The 13,147-nt window shown below is 69.9% G+C and carries 15 protein-coding genes; 8 read left to right on the top strand and 7 right to left on the bottom strand.

Features of this window, described 5'->3' with window-relative positions:
* Positions 1-9: 9 nt before the first annotated feature.
* Positions 10-282, bottom strand: a complete 273-nt coding sequence (locus KIK05_RS03000; RefSeq protein ID WP_214409323.1) for a GlsB/YeaQ/YmgE family stress response membrane protein — start codon at positions 280-282, stop codon at positions 10-12.
* A gap of 96 nt (positions 283-378) precedes the next feature.
* Positions 379-975, bottom strand: coding sequence for a TetR/AcrR family transcriptional regulator (locus KIK05_RS02995; protein ID WP_214408961.1), 597 nt, complete (start codon positions 973-975; stop codon positions 379-381).
* Positions 976-1,063: 88 nt separating this feature from the next.
* Here KIK05_RS02995 and KIK05_RS02990 point away from each other — a divergent pair, with 88 nt between their 5' ends.
* The 3 genes from KIK05_RS02990 to KIK05_RS02980 all read left to right on the top strand — a co-directional run bounded on the left by KIK05_RS02990 (position 1,064) and on the right by KIK05_RS02980 (position 3,691).
* Positions 1,064-1,474, top strand: coding sequence for an organic hydroperoxide resistance protein (locus KIK05_RS02990; RefSeq protein WP_284681186.1), 411 nt, complete (start codon positions 1,064-1,066; stop codon positions 1,472-1,474).
* A 69-nt stretch (positions 1,475-1,543) separates the two neighbouring features.
* A complete protein-coding gene (locus KIK05_RS02985) occupies positions 1,544-2,983 on the top strand; it encodes an MFS transporter (RefSeq protein ID WP_214408959.1) in 1,440 nt (479 codons plus the stop codon).
* 72 nt (positions 2,984-3,055) lie between these two features.
* Positions 3,056-3,691 carry a carbonic anhydrase gene (locus KIK05_RS02980; RefSeq protein WP_214408958.1) on the top strand — a complete coding sequence of 212 codons (636 nt, stop codon included), beginning with the start codon at positions 3,056-3,058 and terminating at the stop codon, positions 3,689-3,691.
* 158 nt (positions 3,692-3,849) lie between these two features.
* Here the strand turns inward: KIK05_RS02980 and KIK05_RS02975 are convergent, their stop codons facing one another.
* Positions 3,850-4,827, bottom strand: a complete 978-nt coding sequence (locus KIK05_RS02975) for an L-threonylcarbamoyladenylate synthase (RefSeq protein WP_308249710.1) — start codon at positions 4,825-4,827, stop codon at positions 3,850-3,852.
* Between the two features lie 392 nt (positions 4,828-5,219).
* On the opposite strand from KIK05_RS02975, the gene KIK05_RS02970 reads away from it, so the two are divergent.
* The 3 genes from KIK05_RS02970 to KIK05_RS02960 all read left to right on the top strand — a co-directional run bounded on the left by KIK05_RS02970 (position 5,220) and on the right by KIK05_RS02960 (position 7,733).
* Positions 5,220-6,212, top strand: coding sequence for a zinc-binding dehydrogenase (locus tag KIK05_RS02970; protein ID WP_214408956.1), 993 nt, complete (start codon positions 5,220-5,222; stop codon positions 6,210-6,212).
* A gap of 69 nt (positions 6,213-6,281) precedes the next feature.
* Positions 6,282-6,623, top strand: coding sequence for an EthD family reductase (locus tag KIK05_RS02965; RefSeq protein ID WP_214408955.1), 342 nt, complete (start codon positions 6,282-6,284; stop codon positions 6,621-6,623).
* Positions 6,624-6,737: 114 nt separating this feature from the next.
* Positions 6,738-7,733, top strand: a complete 996-nt coding sequence (locus KIK05_RS02960) for an RNA polymerase subunit sigma-70 (RefSeq protein WP_308249709.1) — start codon at positions 6,738-6,740, stop codon at positions 7,731-7,733.
* A 30-nt stretch (positions 7,734-7,763) separates the two neighbouring features.
* On the opposite strand, the gene KIK05_RS02955 is transcribed toward KIK05_RS02960, so the two are convergent.
* Positions 7,764-8,483 carry a MerR family transcriptional regulator gene (locus KIK05_RS02955; protein WP_214408954.1) on the bottom strand — a complete coding sequence of 240 codons (720 nt, stop codon included), beginning with the start codon at positions 8,481-8,483 and terminating at the stop codon, positions 7,764-7,766.
* A 32-nt stretch (positions 8,484-8,515) separates the two neighbouring features.
* A complete protein-coding gene (locus KIK05_RS02950) occupies positions 8,516-9,937 on the bottom strand; it encodes a serine hydrolase domain-containing protein (protein WP_214408953.1) in 1,422 nt (473 codons plus the stop codon).
* A gap of 324 nt (positions 9,938-10,261) precedes the next feature.
* On the opposite strand from KIK05_RS02950, the gene KIK05_RS02945 reads away from it, so the two are divergent.
* Entirely contained in the window at positions 10,262-10,594 is a 333-nt protein-coding gene (locus KIK05_RS02945) for an antibiotic biosynthesis monooxygenase family protein (RefSeq protein ID WP_214408952.1), read from the top strand.
* Between the two features lie 669 nt (positions 10,595-11,263).
* Here KIK05_RS02945 and KIK05_RS02940 read toward each other — a convergent pair.
* Positions 11,264-11,722: a GNAT family N-acetyltransferase gene (locus KIK05_RS02940; RefSeq protein WP_214408951.1), complete on the bottom strand. Its 459-nt coding sequence runs from the start codon at positions 11,720-11,722 to the stop codon at positions 11,264-11,266.
* 149 nt (positions 11,723-11,871) lie between these two features.
* Between KIK05_RS02940 and KIK05_RS02935 the strand changes: the two genes are divergently transcribed.
* The gene (locus KIK05_RS02935) at positions 11,872-12,267 is read left to right on the top strand and encodes a hypothetical protein (RefSeq protein WP_214408950.1); all 396 of its coding nucleotides are present in this window, start codon (positions 11,872-11,874) and stop codon (positions 12,265-12,267) included.
* A gap of 476 nt (positions 12,268-12,743) precedes the next feature.
* Here KIK05_RS02935 and KIK05_RS02930 read toward each other — a convergent pair.
* Positions 12,744-13,147: STAS domain-containing protein (locus tag KIK05_RS02930; RefSeq protein ID WP_214408949.1), on the bottom strand; the 404-nt coding region annotated here is incomplete at its 5' end.

The raw sequence follows: 13,147 nt of genomic DNA, 5'->3' as shown, positions 1-13,147 counted from the left end.
GGCCTTAGGTCAGCTGACTTTTCTCCTGCCGTACAGGGAAGTGGCGAGCAGCACCCCGATGATCGCGAGAACGATCTGGAGGATCAGTTCGATCCAGTCGATGCCTCTCGTGGCGGCCACCCCGAGCGCCCCGGCGATCGCGGTGCCGATGAGAGCGGCGACGATTCCGATCACGACGGTCAGCCAGATCGGGATGTTCTGCCGCCCGGGAATGAGCAACCGCGCGATCACACCGATGATCAGACCTACGATGATCGCGCTGAAGATGCCGGTGACCTGCATGTCACGCCTCCGATTCGCGGTTGTCATGCTCATGCCCGCGCATGCTGCGATCAATGCGTCCGGCGGCGGGAAGGCCGCCTCCGCGCGTTTCCGTCGTCAGCGATCAGCCGTGCCGGGGCCGGCGGCGTCCAGGACCCTGGTGGCGGCCTCGACGACCGCGTAGCGGAGGCTCTCGGGGTCGTCGAGGTCGAGGCCGACGGCGAGCCCGTCCTTGAGCAGCACGAGTATCTCGGCGGTGCGGCCGGGGTCGGGGTGACCGTCGGCCACCAGCAGGTCGTGGAACAGTTCCCGGCACCAGTTCCGATGGTCGCCGATGGCCTGGCGCACGGGATGGACCGGGTCGGGGTACTCGGCCGCCGCGTTGATGAACGGGCAGCCGCGGTAGGTGGGCTCGGCGCCGAACCGGCACAGGCGGTCGAACGCCGCCAGGAGCGTCTCGCGAGGTCCGGCGGCCGGAGTGCGCTCGGCGATCTCGCGCTGCCGCCGGCTCTGCTCGACGATGTAGGCCCTGACGAGATCGTCCTTGCTGGGGAAATGGTGGTAGAAGGTCGCCTTGGCCACGCCCGCCTCGGCGATGATCCGGTCGATGCCCACCGTGTGCACGCCCTCGGCGTAGAACAGGCGCGTGGCGGTCTCGAGGATCCGACTCCAGGCCGCGCTCTTGCGGGGAGTCGCCGGCGCTTCGCTGTTCACCCCTTGACCCTACCAGACAGGTCTGTCTAGTATCGGCCGTCGTCAGCAACCAGACAGATCTGTCTGTCTACCTATGAAAGGGCGGGTCATGAGTCGATACACCGCGATCGCCACCTCTGAGGGGCGTGACGGCCGTGCGGTCAGCTCGGACGGCAGGCTGGACGTCAAGCTGGCCCTGCAGAAGGAACTGGGCGGCGACGGCGACGGCACCAACCCCGAGCAGCTGTTCGCGGCCGGGTACGCCGCCTGTTTCGCCACTTCGATGAGGCTCGTGGCGGACAAGAAGAAGATCGACGTCACCGGCATGTCCGTCACCGCCGAGGTGGGCCTCAGCCCCAACGGCGCGGGCGGCTACCAGCTCGAGGTCACCCTGCGGACGAAGCTGCCCGGCGCCCTCTCCCCCGAGCGCGGCCGCGAGCTCGTCGAGGCCACCCACCAGGTGTGCCCCTACTCCAACGCCACCCGCGGCAACATCCCGGTCACCCTGCTGACCGACTAGGCACCCCACCGGACGGCCGGCGGTGCAGACGCCGGCCGCCGATCGATGACCCGAAGCCGGGACGTGATCATGAAAGAGACATCCCCTCCCCCCGCATCCGGTCCGGCCCCCACCGGTTCCGGCCCCGGCCCCGCCGCGGCCCTACCGGGCAGGAACGCCGCGCTGCTGCTCTTCGTCGTGTGCGCGGTGCAGTTCCTCGATGCGATGGACATCGCGAGCATGGGGCCGGCCTTACCGCAGATCCAGCGAGAGCTGAACATGTCACCCGACGAATTACAGTGGGTGATCAGCGGCTACACGCTGGGGTTCGGAAGCGTCCTGCTGCTGGGCGGCCGTCTGGCCGACCTCCTCGGCCGCAAGAAGCTTCTGATCGGCTGGCTGCTCGTGTTCACGGTGGCGAGCTCGGTGGGCGGACTGACCCACGGGAGCGTCCTTCTCGTGGCCGCGCGGCTGTTCAAGGGCATCAGCGCGGGCTTCACCGCCCCGGTGGCGATGGCCGTCCTGCTCGACGCGTTCCGTGAGGAGAAGGCACGGAACCGGGCCCTCGGCGCCTTCCTCGCGATCACCACGGTCGGCTACTCGGCCGGACTGGTGCTCGGCGGCCTTCTCACGGGCCTCACCTGGCGGCTCGTACTGTTCCTCCCCGCCGTGGTGGCCGCGGTCGTCGCGGGCCTGGCCCACGTGGCGGTGCCCCGCGACCACCGGTCCCGGGAGCGGAGGCGAGGACGGATCGACGTGCTGGGCGCGGTCCTTGTGACGAGCGCTTCGATCATGCTCGTCCACGGGGTCACCCGCGCTCCGGCCGCCGGCTGGGGCGACACGGGGGTCATCGGCTCGCTCGTGGGCGCGGCCGCGGTGCTGGCCGTGTTCGTCGTCGTGGAACGGGCCCACCCGAGCCCCTTGATCCCGTTCGCCGTGTTCACCCGCCCGCACCTCGTGCGCGCCAACGCCTGCATCCTGATGTTCGGGGCCTACGTCGCCTTCCAGTTCGTGCTCACGCTCTACTACCAGAACGAGCTGGGCTGGTCCCCCCTGGAGGCGGGACTGGCGTTCCTCCTCGGCGCGGCGCTCACCGGGGTCACGGCGCGGCACTGCGCGGCCGCCGTCACCAGGTACGGGGCGTGGCCGGTGGCGACCACGGGTCTTCTCATGCTCGCCGCCGGCTACCTCGTCTGGGCTCTCCTCATCGGGCACGCCGGCCCGCTGCCTCTTCTCTTCGCCCAGCAGGTGCTCGGCGGCATCGGCTTCGCCGCCGCCTACACGGCACTCAACATCGCGGCCGTCGGGCATGCCCGCGACGGTGAGCAAGGCCTGGTGTCGGGCCTTTTCAACGCCTCCGCGCAGATCGGAGCCGGCGTCGTGCTCGCCGCGACCGCCACGATGGTCACCGTCCACGCGGGCCAGGGACTCGGCGGCTACCGGGCGGGGCTGTGGACGATCGGCGCGGTCTCGATGGCGATCACGGTGGCGGCAGGGGCGAAGGCCGTGGGCCGCCCCGCCCGACCTTGACCAGACCGATCTTGTGGCTCGCCCGCTGGGGGGCTTCGTCGTCGCCCGCGGAGGCTTGGCTAGGCTGCGGTCATGGCCGAGATCAAGCCCCCGACTCCCAAGGCAGCATTCGAACTGCTGCTCGCCGGTAACCAGCGCTTCGTTGCGGGCGCCCCGGAGCACCCGAACCAGGATTCGACCCGCCGCGCCGAGATCGCACCAGGCCAGCGGCCGTTCGCCGTCCTGTTCGGGTGCTCCGACTCCCGGTTGGCCGCAGAGATCATCTTCGATCGTGGTCTGGGTGACCTGTTCGTGGTGCGCACCGCGGGCCACGTGATGGGCGCGGAGGTGCTGGGCAGCGTCGAGTACGGGGTGGACGTGCTGGACTGCCCGCTGGTGGTGGTCCTCGGCCATGACTCGTGCGGCGCGGTCGCCGCCGCGTGCGCCGCGCTGGAGGAGGGGATGGCGCCGGCCGGGTACGTCCGGGACGTCGTCGAGCGGGTGACGCCCAGCGTGCTCGCGGCGCGGGCCGCAGGTCGTGTGAAGCCCGACGAGATCCTGGCCGAGCACATCAGGCACACCGTCGACCTGCTCTTGGACCGCTCTCGGGTGCTCACCGAACGGGTCGCCGCCGGCCAGGCCGCCGTCGTGGGCCTGTGCTACCGTCTGGCCGACGGCAGCGCCCAGGTGGTGGCGGCCCGCGGGCTCGAAGTCACCGCCGCATCGTGACCGGATCTCCCCCAGCCACTTCACGGCGCACGGAGCCGGTCACGCTCTGCGCGCACGTGGTGCCGGCGCCGGCCTGACCCTTTCCGCGGACCGCGGTCAGGGTCGGGCGTGCGTCCGGTGGGCGCCGCGGCAGGCACGTCGGACGGCGTCGGTGCCGGTCACTCCGTCGGCCGGGGTCCCGCGGCGCGGCGGAGCCGGTTGGCGATCGCCAGTCCCAGCCCCTGCTCCACCGGCAAGGACGCGACGATGAGGTCGCATCCCCGCTCGTCGAGCCGGCGCAGGAACCCGTACAGCCCGCGCGCGTAGGCGGCCATCGAACCGGGAACCTCCACCACGGCGTGCGCCTTCACGGCGGTGCCGGCGAAGGCAGGGGGAAGAAAGACGCCCACCTGATGTCCGAGCTCCTGCGCGAGCTCCGCTTCGGCGACGACCTTCTCGGGCTCGACGAGCACGACCCGCGCACGCGGCGCGTAGTGCGACGGATGCTGGCCGGGCACCCGAACGCGGCTCGTCGAGTGGACCGCGAGCGGGCGCCCCAGCACCGCTTCGAGCTCCTCGCGCGTCACCCCGCCAGGCCGGAGGACACTCGGGGTCTCGCCGGTGGCGTCGACGATGGTCGACTCGACGCCGACCTCGCACGAGCCGCCGTCCAGCACGAAATCGACGGCGTCACCGAGCTCCGCACGGACGTGGTTCGCCGTTGTGGGGCTGACCGAGCCGAAGCGGTTGGCGGACGGGGCCGCGACACCGCCGCCGAAGGACGACAGCAGCGCGAGCGCGACGGGATGGTCGGGCACGCGCACGGCGACCGTCTCCAGGCCGCCGGTCGCTTCGAGGGGGACCCGGGGACCGCGCCGCAGGACCAGCGTGAGTGGCCCCGGCCAGAAGCGTTCGGCCAGCACGCGGGCCGTCGCGGGCACGTCCTCGACCCAGTCGCCCAGGTCGTCCGCGCTGCCGATATGGACGATCAGCGGGTGGGAGGGCGGGCGCCCCTTGACCTGGAAGACGCGCGCGACGGCGGCGGGGTCCTCGACGTTGGCGCCCAGACCGTAGACGGTTTCGGTAGGGAGGGCCACCAGGCCTCCGGCGCGCAGCACACCGGCCGCCTTCTCGATGTCGCTGGACCTTGTCGTCACCCTCACAACCCTCTCACTGATCGGCTCTTCCGCATTCCGTGGTCTCCGCGGGCACATGACGACGAACCACGGCCGGGGGCACTGCGAGAGCCCGGATGCGCGAATACCGTCACGACACCGGGGAACACCGCCAGGACGCCCCAATCGGTGCAGGCCCCTCAGGGAGGAAGGCCGGTCTGAGCGCCTGGCGCCGCCGATGCCCTCGGTCACCACGACAAGACTACCGCCCGGCTCCTCGGCGAGGGTGCCGGCGCGTGCAGCGGCAAGCCGGCCCGTGCCGTTCGGGAGGGACCGATTCCTTTTCGTGGCGGCCGGGGTCTACATGAGAGGGATCGGGCCGCGCGCCGGGCCGCTCTCTCTCATGTACGCCGAGAAAGAGGAGCTGATCGCCAATGAGCATTCCCCCGACCATGCGCGCGCTGCGGCAGACGTCCCTCGACGGGCCGCAGGACATGTGCCTGATCACCGACGCCGCGGTGCCGAGCCCCGGCCAGGGCGAGGTGCTGATCCGTGTCACCGCCGCCGGAGTCAACTTCGCCGACATCTCGAAGGCCCGCGGCACGTTCGCAGGCGGCCCGCGGCCACCGTACGTGGCCGGTTTCGAGGCCGCCGGCGAGGTCGTCGCGGTGGGCGAGGCGGTGACCGGCCCGCAACCGGGGGCCCGCGTCGTCGGCGTCGGAACCGGCGCTTTCGCCGAGTACATGGTGCTGCCCGCGGCCGCGGCGATGCCGGTGCCCCCCGGCTGGACGGAGCAGCAGGCGCTCGGCCTGGTCGTGAACTGGCCCACCGCGCTGGCCGCTCTCAAGCCTCTGGGCGGCATCACGGCAGGGCAGACCGTGCTGATCCACGCCGCGGCGGGCGGAACCGGCCAGGCCGCGGTGAGGATGGCCAGGCACTACGGTGCGACGGTGATCGCCACCGCCTCGCCGGCCAAGCACGAGACAGTGCTGGCACTGGGAGCCGACCACGTCCTGGACTCCCTCGACGGCGACCTCGCCGCCCAGGTGACGGAGCTGACCGGCGGCTCCGGCGTCGATGTGGTTCTGGAGTCGGCAGGCGGTGCCACCTTCGACGCCAGCCTGGCCGCGGCCAAGCGGGTCACCGGCCGTGTCGTCGTCTACGGCCTGGCAGGCGGCGAAGCCGCGATCAGCAACTGGGACCTGGTGTACAAGCACCAGGTCCACATCATCGGCCTCAATATCGGCGTGCTGATCCAGGCCGCACCCCAGATCTTCGGCGAGCTGATGGGTGAGCTGTCCGCGCTGATCGCGGCCGGTGTGCTCTCCCCCGGCCGGCCGGGCGCGTACGAACTGGCCGACGGGCCGAAAGCGCTGACGGAACTGGAAGCCAGGGCCACCGTCGGCAAGCTGGCCCTGCTGCCCTGAGGAAACCCCCTGATACCGAGCCGGTGACACCACAGACACCGGAGGTTCCCATGACAGGAGTTGAAACCGATGACGGCAACCGTGGAGCCGGCCGCCGAGCAGACGGCGCGATTCGTCGTGATGTACGACACGCCCTCCGACGTCGACGCGTTCGAACGTCACTACAACGATGTCCACATCCCGCTGGCGAAACGGTATCCGGGCCTGCGCCGTTACACGCGCAGTCATGAGCCGGCGGCCGTGATCGGCGAGCCGTGCTACATGGTCGTGATGCTGGACTGGGACGACATGGCCGCGCTGGAAGCCGCGCTCGGGTCCGAGATCGGCCGGCGCGCCGCCGAGGATGCCGCGGCGAACCTGGCCCGCTACGCGACCTTCCGCGGCATGATCCTTCGGCTCGATGAGGTCTGAACGCGGACGCCGCGTCTGCGAGAGGGCGCCGCGTCGTCGATCGTGGCCGGAGCGGGGCCTGGCGTCGCCGGCACGTGGACCACGCCCGGACGTGTGCGGTACTAGGCTCCCGGCGTGACAGCGCATCTGCGGACGACACCGACTCACGACCGGTTCACCGCCGAGACCGAGCGGTTCCGCCGGGAGCTGTTGGCGCACTGCTACCGCATGGTCGGCTCGGCGCACGACGCCGAGGACCTGGTGCAGGAGACTTATCTGCGGGCGTGGCGGTCCTACTCGGCATTCGAGGGCCGGGCGTCGATCCGGTCCTGGCTCTACAAGATCGCCACCAACGTCTGCCTGACGGCGTTGGAGCCGCGCCCGATCCGGGTGCTGCCCTCCGGTCTGGCAGGCCCGTACGACGGGCCCGATCGCCCGCCGAGTCCCCTTGCACCGGGCGAGGCCTCGTGGCTGGAACCGCTACCGGACGCATGGATCGCCCCACCCGCCGGCGATCCTGCCGCGGTGGTGGTCGAACGGGAGTCGCTGCGGCTGGCGCTCATCGCCAGCCTGCAGCACCTGCCCGCCCGCCAACGCGCGATCCTCATCCTGCGTGAGGTGCTGGCGTTCTCGGCGGCCGAGACCGCGGAGATCCTGGAGACCACCACGGCGGCGGTCAAGAGCGGTCTGCAGCGCGCCCGTGCCCGGCTGGGCGAATTGGACCCGAAGCCCGAGCGACTGCTCGAACCGACCGATCAACGGGCACGCGCGCTGCTCGACGGCTACATCGCGGCCTTCGAGCACTCCGATGCCGGCCTGCTGGAACAGGTGCTGCGCACGGACGCCACGCTGGAGGCGACGCCGTTCCGCGAATGGCAGGCGGGCCGGGCGAGGTGCGTCCACATGCTCGACGCGTACGTGCTGGGCACACCGGGCGACTGGCGGATGATCGCCACCGCGGCCAACGGCCAACCCGCCGCCGTCGTGTACCACCGGGATGCGTACGGCGCGCTCCGAGCCGCCGGCGTCGTGGTGCTGGCCTCCACCGCCACCGGCGTCTCCCGCGTGATCAAGTTCCATGATCCCGCGCTGGTGGCGACGTTCGGCTTCCCGGACGTGCTCGCGCCCTGACCGCCGACGGGCACCGCCGGAGCCGGCCGGCTAGCCGTTCATGAGTTGGGCGAGGCGGTCCCAAGCCGGGGATGAGGCTCCGGGCTGGGACTGCGCGGCCAGTCGCGCGACGGCCGGATTGGGGACAGGGCGGGCCTCGCACCGGGCGGGATGCTCGGTGAACCAGCTCCGGGTACGGTCGGCGAGGGCGGGGAGACGGGGATCGTCAGGCGACCAGCCGTGGGCGGCGTCATGGTCGAGATAGAGGGCACGGAACTCGGGATCGGTCATGAGCTCGCGCTTCTCGGCGATCCACAGGGCGGCGTCCTCGGGTGAGGCCGTCTGCATGAGGATCCAGCCGTCGCGTTCCACACGGACCATACGCTCGCTGACGCCGAGTTCCCGCAGGTCGTCGAGGTAGGCGGCGACTTCTGGAGCGACGAAGAGCCGATCGCCGCCGCGCAGCTGGGCGAGTTGCTCGCGGGTTCGCCGCAGCTGCGCGATGCGCTCGTCGAGGTCGTGATCGATCTCGGTGATGGCCTCGGTCAGCGTGTCCGGGTCGGCGTCGAGGAGATCCTTGATGCGGGCCAGTGGCACGCCCGCGTGCGCCAAGGTCCTGATCTTGACGAGCTTGATGGCGTGCTCGGCGGTGTAGCGCCGGTAGCCGGACGAGTCGCGGCCGGGCTCGGGGAGCAGGCCACGCTCGTGATAGTGGCGGATGGCTTTGGTGGTCACTCCGGCGTAGTCCGCGAGCTGGCCAATCGTGAACATGCTGGACATCCTTCCACTCCGGCGGGCAGCGGTCAGGCGCGGCGGGTCAGGCGGCCGCCGCCGTTGCGGAAGCGCGCCTGGCCGTCGCGGACGTCGTGGTAGGAGACCAGCAGCAGTCGCAGATAGCCGTCGAACATCTCCAGTGGGTATCCGGCGGGCGCGAAAAGGCCCGGCCGGATCGGCACGTAGCGCTGCGGTGGGGCGGAGGTCGCGCCGCCGGCGAACTCGGTGAAGATCCGCTCCTGCGACTCGTCGGCCGGTTCGTAGGTCGTGCGCTCCTCGAGCTGGCCGTCGACGATGCTGACGTCGATGCGGAGCTGGTTGGAGCGGTAGGTGCCCACGTACGGGGTGAGGTCGACGTCCTCCGATCCGGTGATCAGAGTGGGGATCCGGACACCCAGGTGTTCGCTCAGCAGCCATTGCAGGATCTGGTCCTGCAGCATGATCGCCCCCGGGTTGTTGCCGAAGGCGGTGAAGACCAGGTCGTGCTCGGGCAGGACGCACAGGAGGGAGACACCGCCGGGCGACGCGCCCGACATGGCCAGGACGGTGGTGTCGCCGAAGGGGTACAGCACCCAGCCCAGGCCCATGGGAGGAGTGTTCGGGCTCTCCATGTCGTACGAGACCTGCTGCATCAGGGCGGTCGACTCGGCCGACAGGACGCGCGTACCGGAAGGGGAGACACCGCCCGCGAGGTGGGTGCGTCCGAAGGCGAGCAGGTCGGCGACGGTGCCGATCGGCGTGCCGCCGGCCGGTCCCCAGGTGTCGGGCAGCGTGAACATGTTGGTGGGCTTGGCTGCCATGGTCTCGGGGTCCAGGAAGTGGCCGACCGCCGTGCTGCGCAGGATGGCCTGCTCGGCGGAGGTGCTGGAGTCCTTCATGCCGACCGGGGCGTAGATCTCGCGGGCGAGCAGGTCGTGGAAGGGCAGGCCCGTCACCACTTCCAGCACCCGGCCCGCGACGATCATGCCGCCGTTGGAGTAGCTGAGCCGCTCGCCGGGCTCGAACAGGGTGCCGCAGCTGCTCGCGAGGCCGTGGACGTAGGTCTTCAGGGCGTCGCGGCCCTTGTCGTCGGGGAAGTACAGGTCCGCGTCGATGCCGTTGGTGTGGGAGATCAGGTGCCTGACCAGGATCTTGTCCGCCGCGCCCGGCGAGTCCAGCGCGAAGTCGGGAAGGTACTTCACCACCGGAGTGTCGAGGTCCAGCAGTCCGCGGTCGACCTGCCGCAGGACCAGCGTGGTGGTCAGGACCTTGGTGACGGAGCCGAACAGGAATCCGGTGTCCTCGAGCATCGGTGCGCCGGTGGCGAGGTTCGCGGTGCCGTGGGCGACGACGATCTGCTCTCCGGCGTGGTAGACGCCGGCGACGAACCCCGGAACGTTGTTGGACTCGCAGTAGGCGGCGGCCTGGTCGCGGATCTGGGCTTCGAGGGTGTGCAGTGCGTTGTTGTTCATGCAGAGCATCGTCGAACCTTGCCCTTGGGGCAAGGTCAAGCCCGGAACACGAACCGCGCGCAGTACGTCCTGCGGCTGGACCGGGTGTCCGTGATCGAGAGCCCCGGAGCCGCCCAGCTGTCCACCTCGGCCAGTGCGGAAGATGCCGCGGGGAACCGCTGGTCAGAGCGGAGCCGTGCGCGCTACAGCGACAAGCGCGATCCGTATCGCGGTGACCTCGCCTGAGGGCGGGTGCCCTCTCCTCCCGGCTCTCCCGGCCTCGCCCGCGATCTCTGCTGTCATTAGCATTCTGATGAACGTTCATTACCTGGCAGAGGGATCGAGATGCAGCCGTTCACCCGGCCGGAGCCGCCGTACTACGCCGTGATCATCACCACCGAGTCAAGCGGCGAGGACGCCGACGGCTATGCGGAGATGAGCGGGCGGATGGCGGAACTAGGCGTACGACAGCCTGGATACCTGGGCCGCGAGTCACTCACCGACGCCTCCGGCCAGGACCTCACCGTGATCTACTACGCAGACGAGGAGTCGATCGTCGCCTGGAAGGCACACCCCGAGCACCTGGAGGCGCAGCGACTCGGGCGGGAGCGCTGGTACGGCGCCTACACCGTCGAGGTCGCTCGGGTCGAACGCGCCTACGGGTTCCGCCGCGCCTGACACCACGCCGGCACCAGCGGGTCGGCGGCTAGCGCGGGCCCAGGGATCGCGGGGCCGTTCACAATCGCTTATGGCTGTCCCGCTGTTCCTCAGGGTCGAGTGACAACGGGACGGCCATTGGCGGGTGAGGTGACCACGCGGTGGACGGCCACGGCGACCTGCGGAAACGCCGAATGTCGTGTCATCGCGCCGGACTATCGCGCGATGCCGGACAGAAGCGGGTACGGCGTGACGGTGAGGTAGCCACTGGCACGGGTCATGACGCGGCGGATGGGCCCACACCCCAGTGACCTTCTTCCAACTGACAGCCGTCAGCGCCGTCGTCGAAACCGATTCTGTCGGCCGGTGTCGACTCGTTTCCGCGCCGCCGCCCCTCCAGGTCAGACATCTTGGCTGGGGCTCTGTCCGAAGCCGACCCTGTCAGCGGCGTGCTCGCCGGACCATACCTGCTGACGAGCCAGCCGCCCCTCCCAGGCCAGCGGGCTGGGCGCCTGGGAGTTCGGCCGTGCACCGCTCAAGGGCGTTCACGGCCGGCACGGGCCGACAGTGCGGTTGATCCGCACGGCTGTGCGCCCCTCCACGCGAACCGGAAGATGAGCGACACGCTGCTGAACGTCCCTGCCCGCCGGAGCATGGGCGCGCCCGAAGTGTTCACAGCATCGTCCTGCTTCATTGCGGCAGCTGGAGCTGGAACACGATGCGGTCAACCTCAGGGCCATCGTAGTCGGCGACGGGACCGATGACCGTGAAACCCATCGCGGTGTGGAAGGCGATGGAACCGTGGTTCTGTGGCGAGGTGATCGCCTTTATCTTCGTGCGCTGGTCGGCCGCGGCGAGATCGAAGAATCGCTGGTGGAGGCGACGGGCCAGCCCGTTGCCACGAAGACGCGGCGCAACACCGACGAAGTGGATGTAGGCGGCGTCGGGCATCGAAGGCGACAGCAGTCCGATGAGAAACCCCGCCAGGCCATCGCCGTCTTCAGCCACCAGGCTGGTGCGATGGAAGTGATCCAAGAACAGACGGGGCAGAATCGAACTGACCGGCCGCCCCCACCAGTGATCCGCCACACCGACGATGCGGTCATAGTCATCCGGTTCAGCCGGCCGCAGACGCAAGCTCTGATTCACGATCAAGAATCGTCCCGGAAACCCCGTCCCACCGTCCAGAGTCCTTCGTGGATCATTCGGTTAGGAGCTTTGAGAGGGCCAGGACCCGCACCGGCCCCAGGACGTATGCCCGGGTCCGGCAGACCACGGGGCGCGCGAGGATGAGATGTATGACTGCTGTCACACGTCTAGTGACGTTCGTCGAGGTCGACGATCCGGCGTCCGACGCCATCTCGGTGTCGGCGCATCACGAGGCAGAGCTCCTCGACGGAACCCGGGTGCTGCTGCTGAATGACAGAGGTTGGAGCTCATCGCAAGGCTGGGCCGAGACGTCGGTAGCGGACATGCGAGAGACGACGCGGACGGTGGTCGGTCCCGATGAGCCGTTCGGGGGCCGGTCCCAGGAAGACATGGAAGCAGACCATTGGGCCTTCCTCCAGCAGATCGCGGAGCGGCAGGGAGTCGTTGTCGACGCGGCCGCGCTCAGGCGGCTGCCGCATGACGTCGTGCTCAGCCGGCAGGTGCTCGCGCGCATCGGCGGCAACCCAGACACTGCTTCCCGCTGAACCGGGCACCGTCAAAGACCTCTACCCGCGGGCGGCAACTCACATAAGCTCAAACCACAATCTTGAAGGCTCACACTCGGCTTGTCGTTGACGAAGCTGACACCAGGTACACGCGATCGCGTTAGCGTAATTCTGCAGGGACAAGCCATAATGGGGTCGTCCCTCCCTGATCACAGCTTCGCCCCCTCCTCCACATGCGACCGACCGGGCGTCCCGGACTTTTCACGTAATCGGGCAGGTCCTTACAGAAGGCCTGCAGCCCGCACGCGTTCAGCACCCCCGCACACACGGCGGCGGCCGACGCTCGGCTGTTTGACCTCCCGACTCAGGCACCCTGAGGATGGTGGACCTTATGATGGGCCGCTCGCGCGGACGGCCGCCGGGCCGTGGCCGTACCAGCGGCGGATGGCCCGCCGCAGGGCGCGCGGGTCGGTGAAGCCGACCCGGGTGGCGATGGATTCGACCCCGGACCAGGCTCAGGCGTCCAGGACGCCTCCCTGCTCCAGGAGGCGGAGCAGGCGACGCATGAACAGTGGAACGTTCGCGAGGCGGGCCGAGCCGTCGCGGCACAGGCCGATCAGCATGCGCAGGCCGGCGAGGTCGACGAACTCCAGCTGGGCGACGTCGACGGTCAGGACCCCCTCCCCCGCCCTGACATACGTCAGCATCGGGGCGACAGCCGGGGTGTTGCCGGCGTCGAGCTCGCCGACCAGCCGGACCACGCCTCCCCGAGGAAGCGGGCTGTAGGTGACACGGAGCGTGCGATCGAGATGGAGCACCGCCTCGATGAGACCGGCGTCGGCTGCGGGCTTGTCGTTGACCGTCATGGGGGCGCCCTCGGTTGCGGCCGGCTTCCGGCCGGCGTTGCCGACGGCCGGCA

It is taken from the genome of Sphaerisporangium fuscum, assembly GCF_018531465.1.
GTDB lineage: Bacteria > Actinomycetota > Actinomycetes > Streptosporangiales > Streptosporangiaceae > Sphaerisporangium > Sphaerisporangium fuscum.
Note: the sequence above shows the minus strand (reverse complement) of the source record. Positions and strands in the feature narration are given on the sequence as shown.

Coding starts and splice junctions, on each gene's coding strand:
- KIK05_RS03000 (WP_214409323.1), bottom strand. CDS start 282: ATGCAGGTCACCGGCATCTTCAGCGCGATCATCGTAGGTCTGATCATC.
- KIK05_RS02990 (WP_284681186.1), top strand. CDS start 1,064: ATGAGTCGATACACCGCGATCGCCACCTCTGAGGGGCGTGACGGCCGT.
- KIK05_RS02985 (WP_214408959.1), top strand. CDS start 1,544: ATGAAAGAGACATCCCCTCCCCCCGCATCCGGTCCGGCCCCCACCGGT.
- KIK05_RS02980 (WP_214408958.1), top strand. CDS start 3,056: ATGGCCGAGATCAAGCCCCCGACTCCCAAGGCAGCATTCGAACTGCTG.
- KIK05_RS02970 (WP_214408956.1), top strand. CDS start 5,220: ATGAGCATTCCCCCGACCATGCGCGCGCTGCGGCAGACGTCCCTCGAC.
- KIK05_RS02965 (WP_214408955.1), top strand. CDS start 6,282: ATGACGGCAACCGTGGAGCCGGCCGCCGAGCAGACGGCGCGATTCGTC.
- KIK05_RS02955 (WP_214408954.1), bottom strand. CDS start 8,483: ATGTTCACGATTGGCCAGCTCGCGGACTACGCCGGAGTGACCACCAAA.
- KIK05_RS02950 (WP_214408953.1), bottom strand. CDS start 9,937: ATGAACAACAACGCACTGCACACCCTCGAAGCCCAGATCCGCGACCAG.
- KIK05_RS02945 (WP_214408952.1), top strand. CDS start 10,262: ATGCAGCCGTTCACCCGGCCGGAGCCGCCGTACTACGCCGTGATCATC.
- KIK05_RS02935 (WP_214408950.1), top strand. CDS start 11,872: ATGACTGCTGTCACACGTCTAGTGACGTTCGTCGAGGTCGACGATCCG.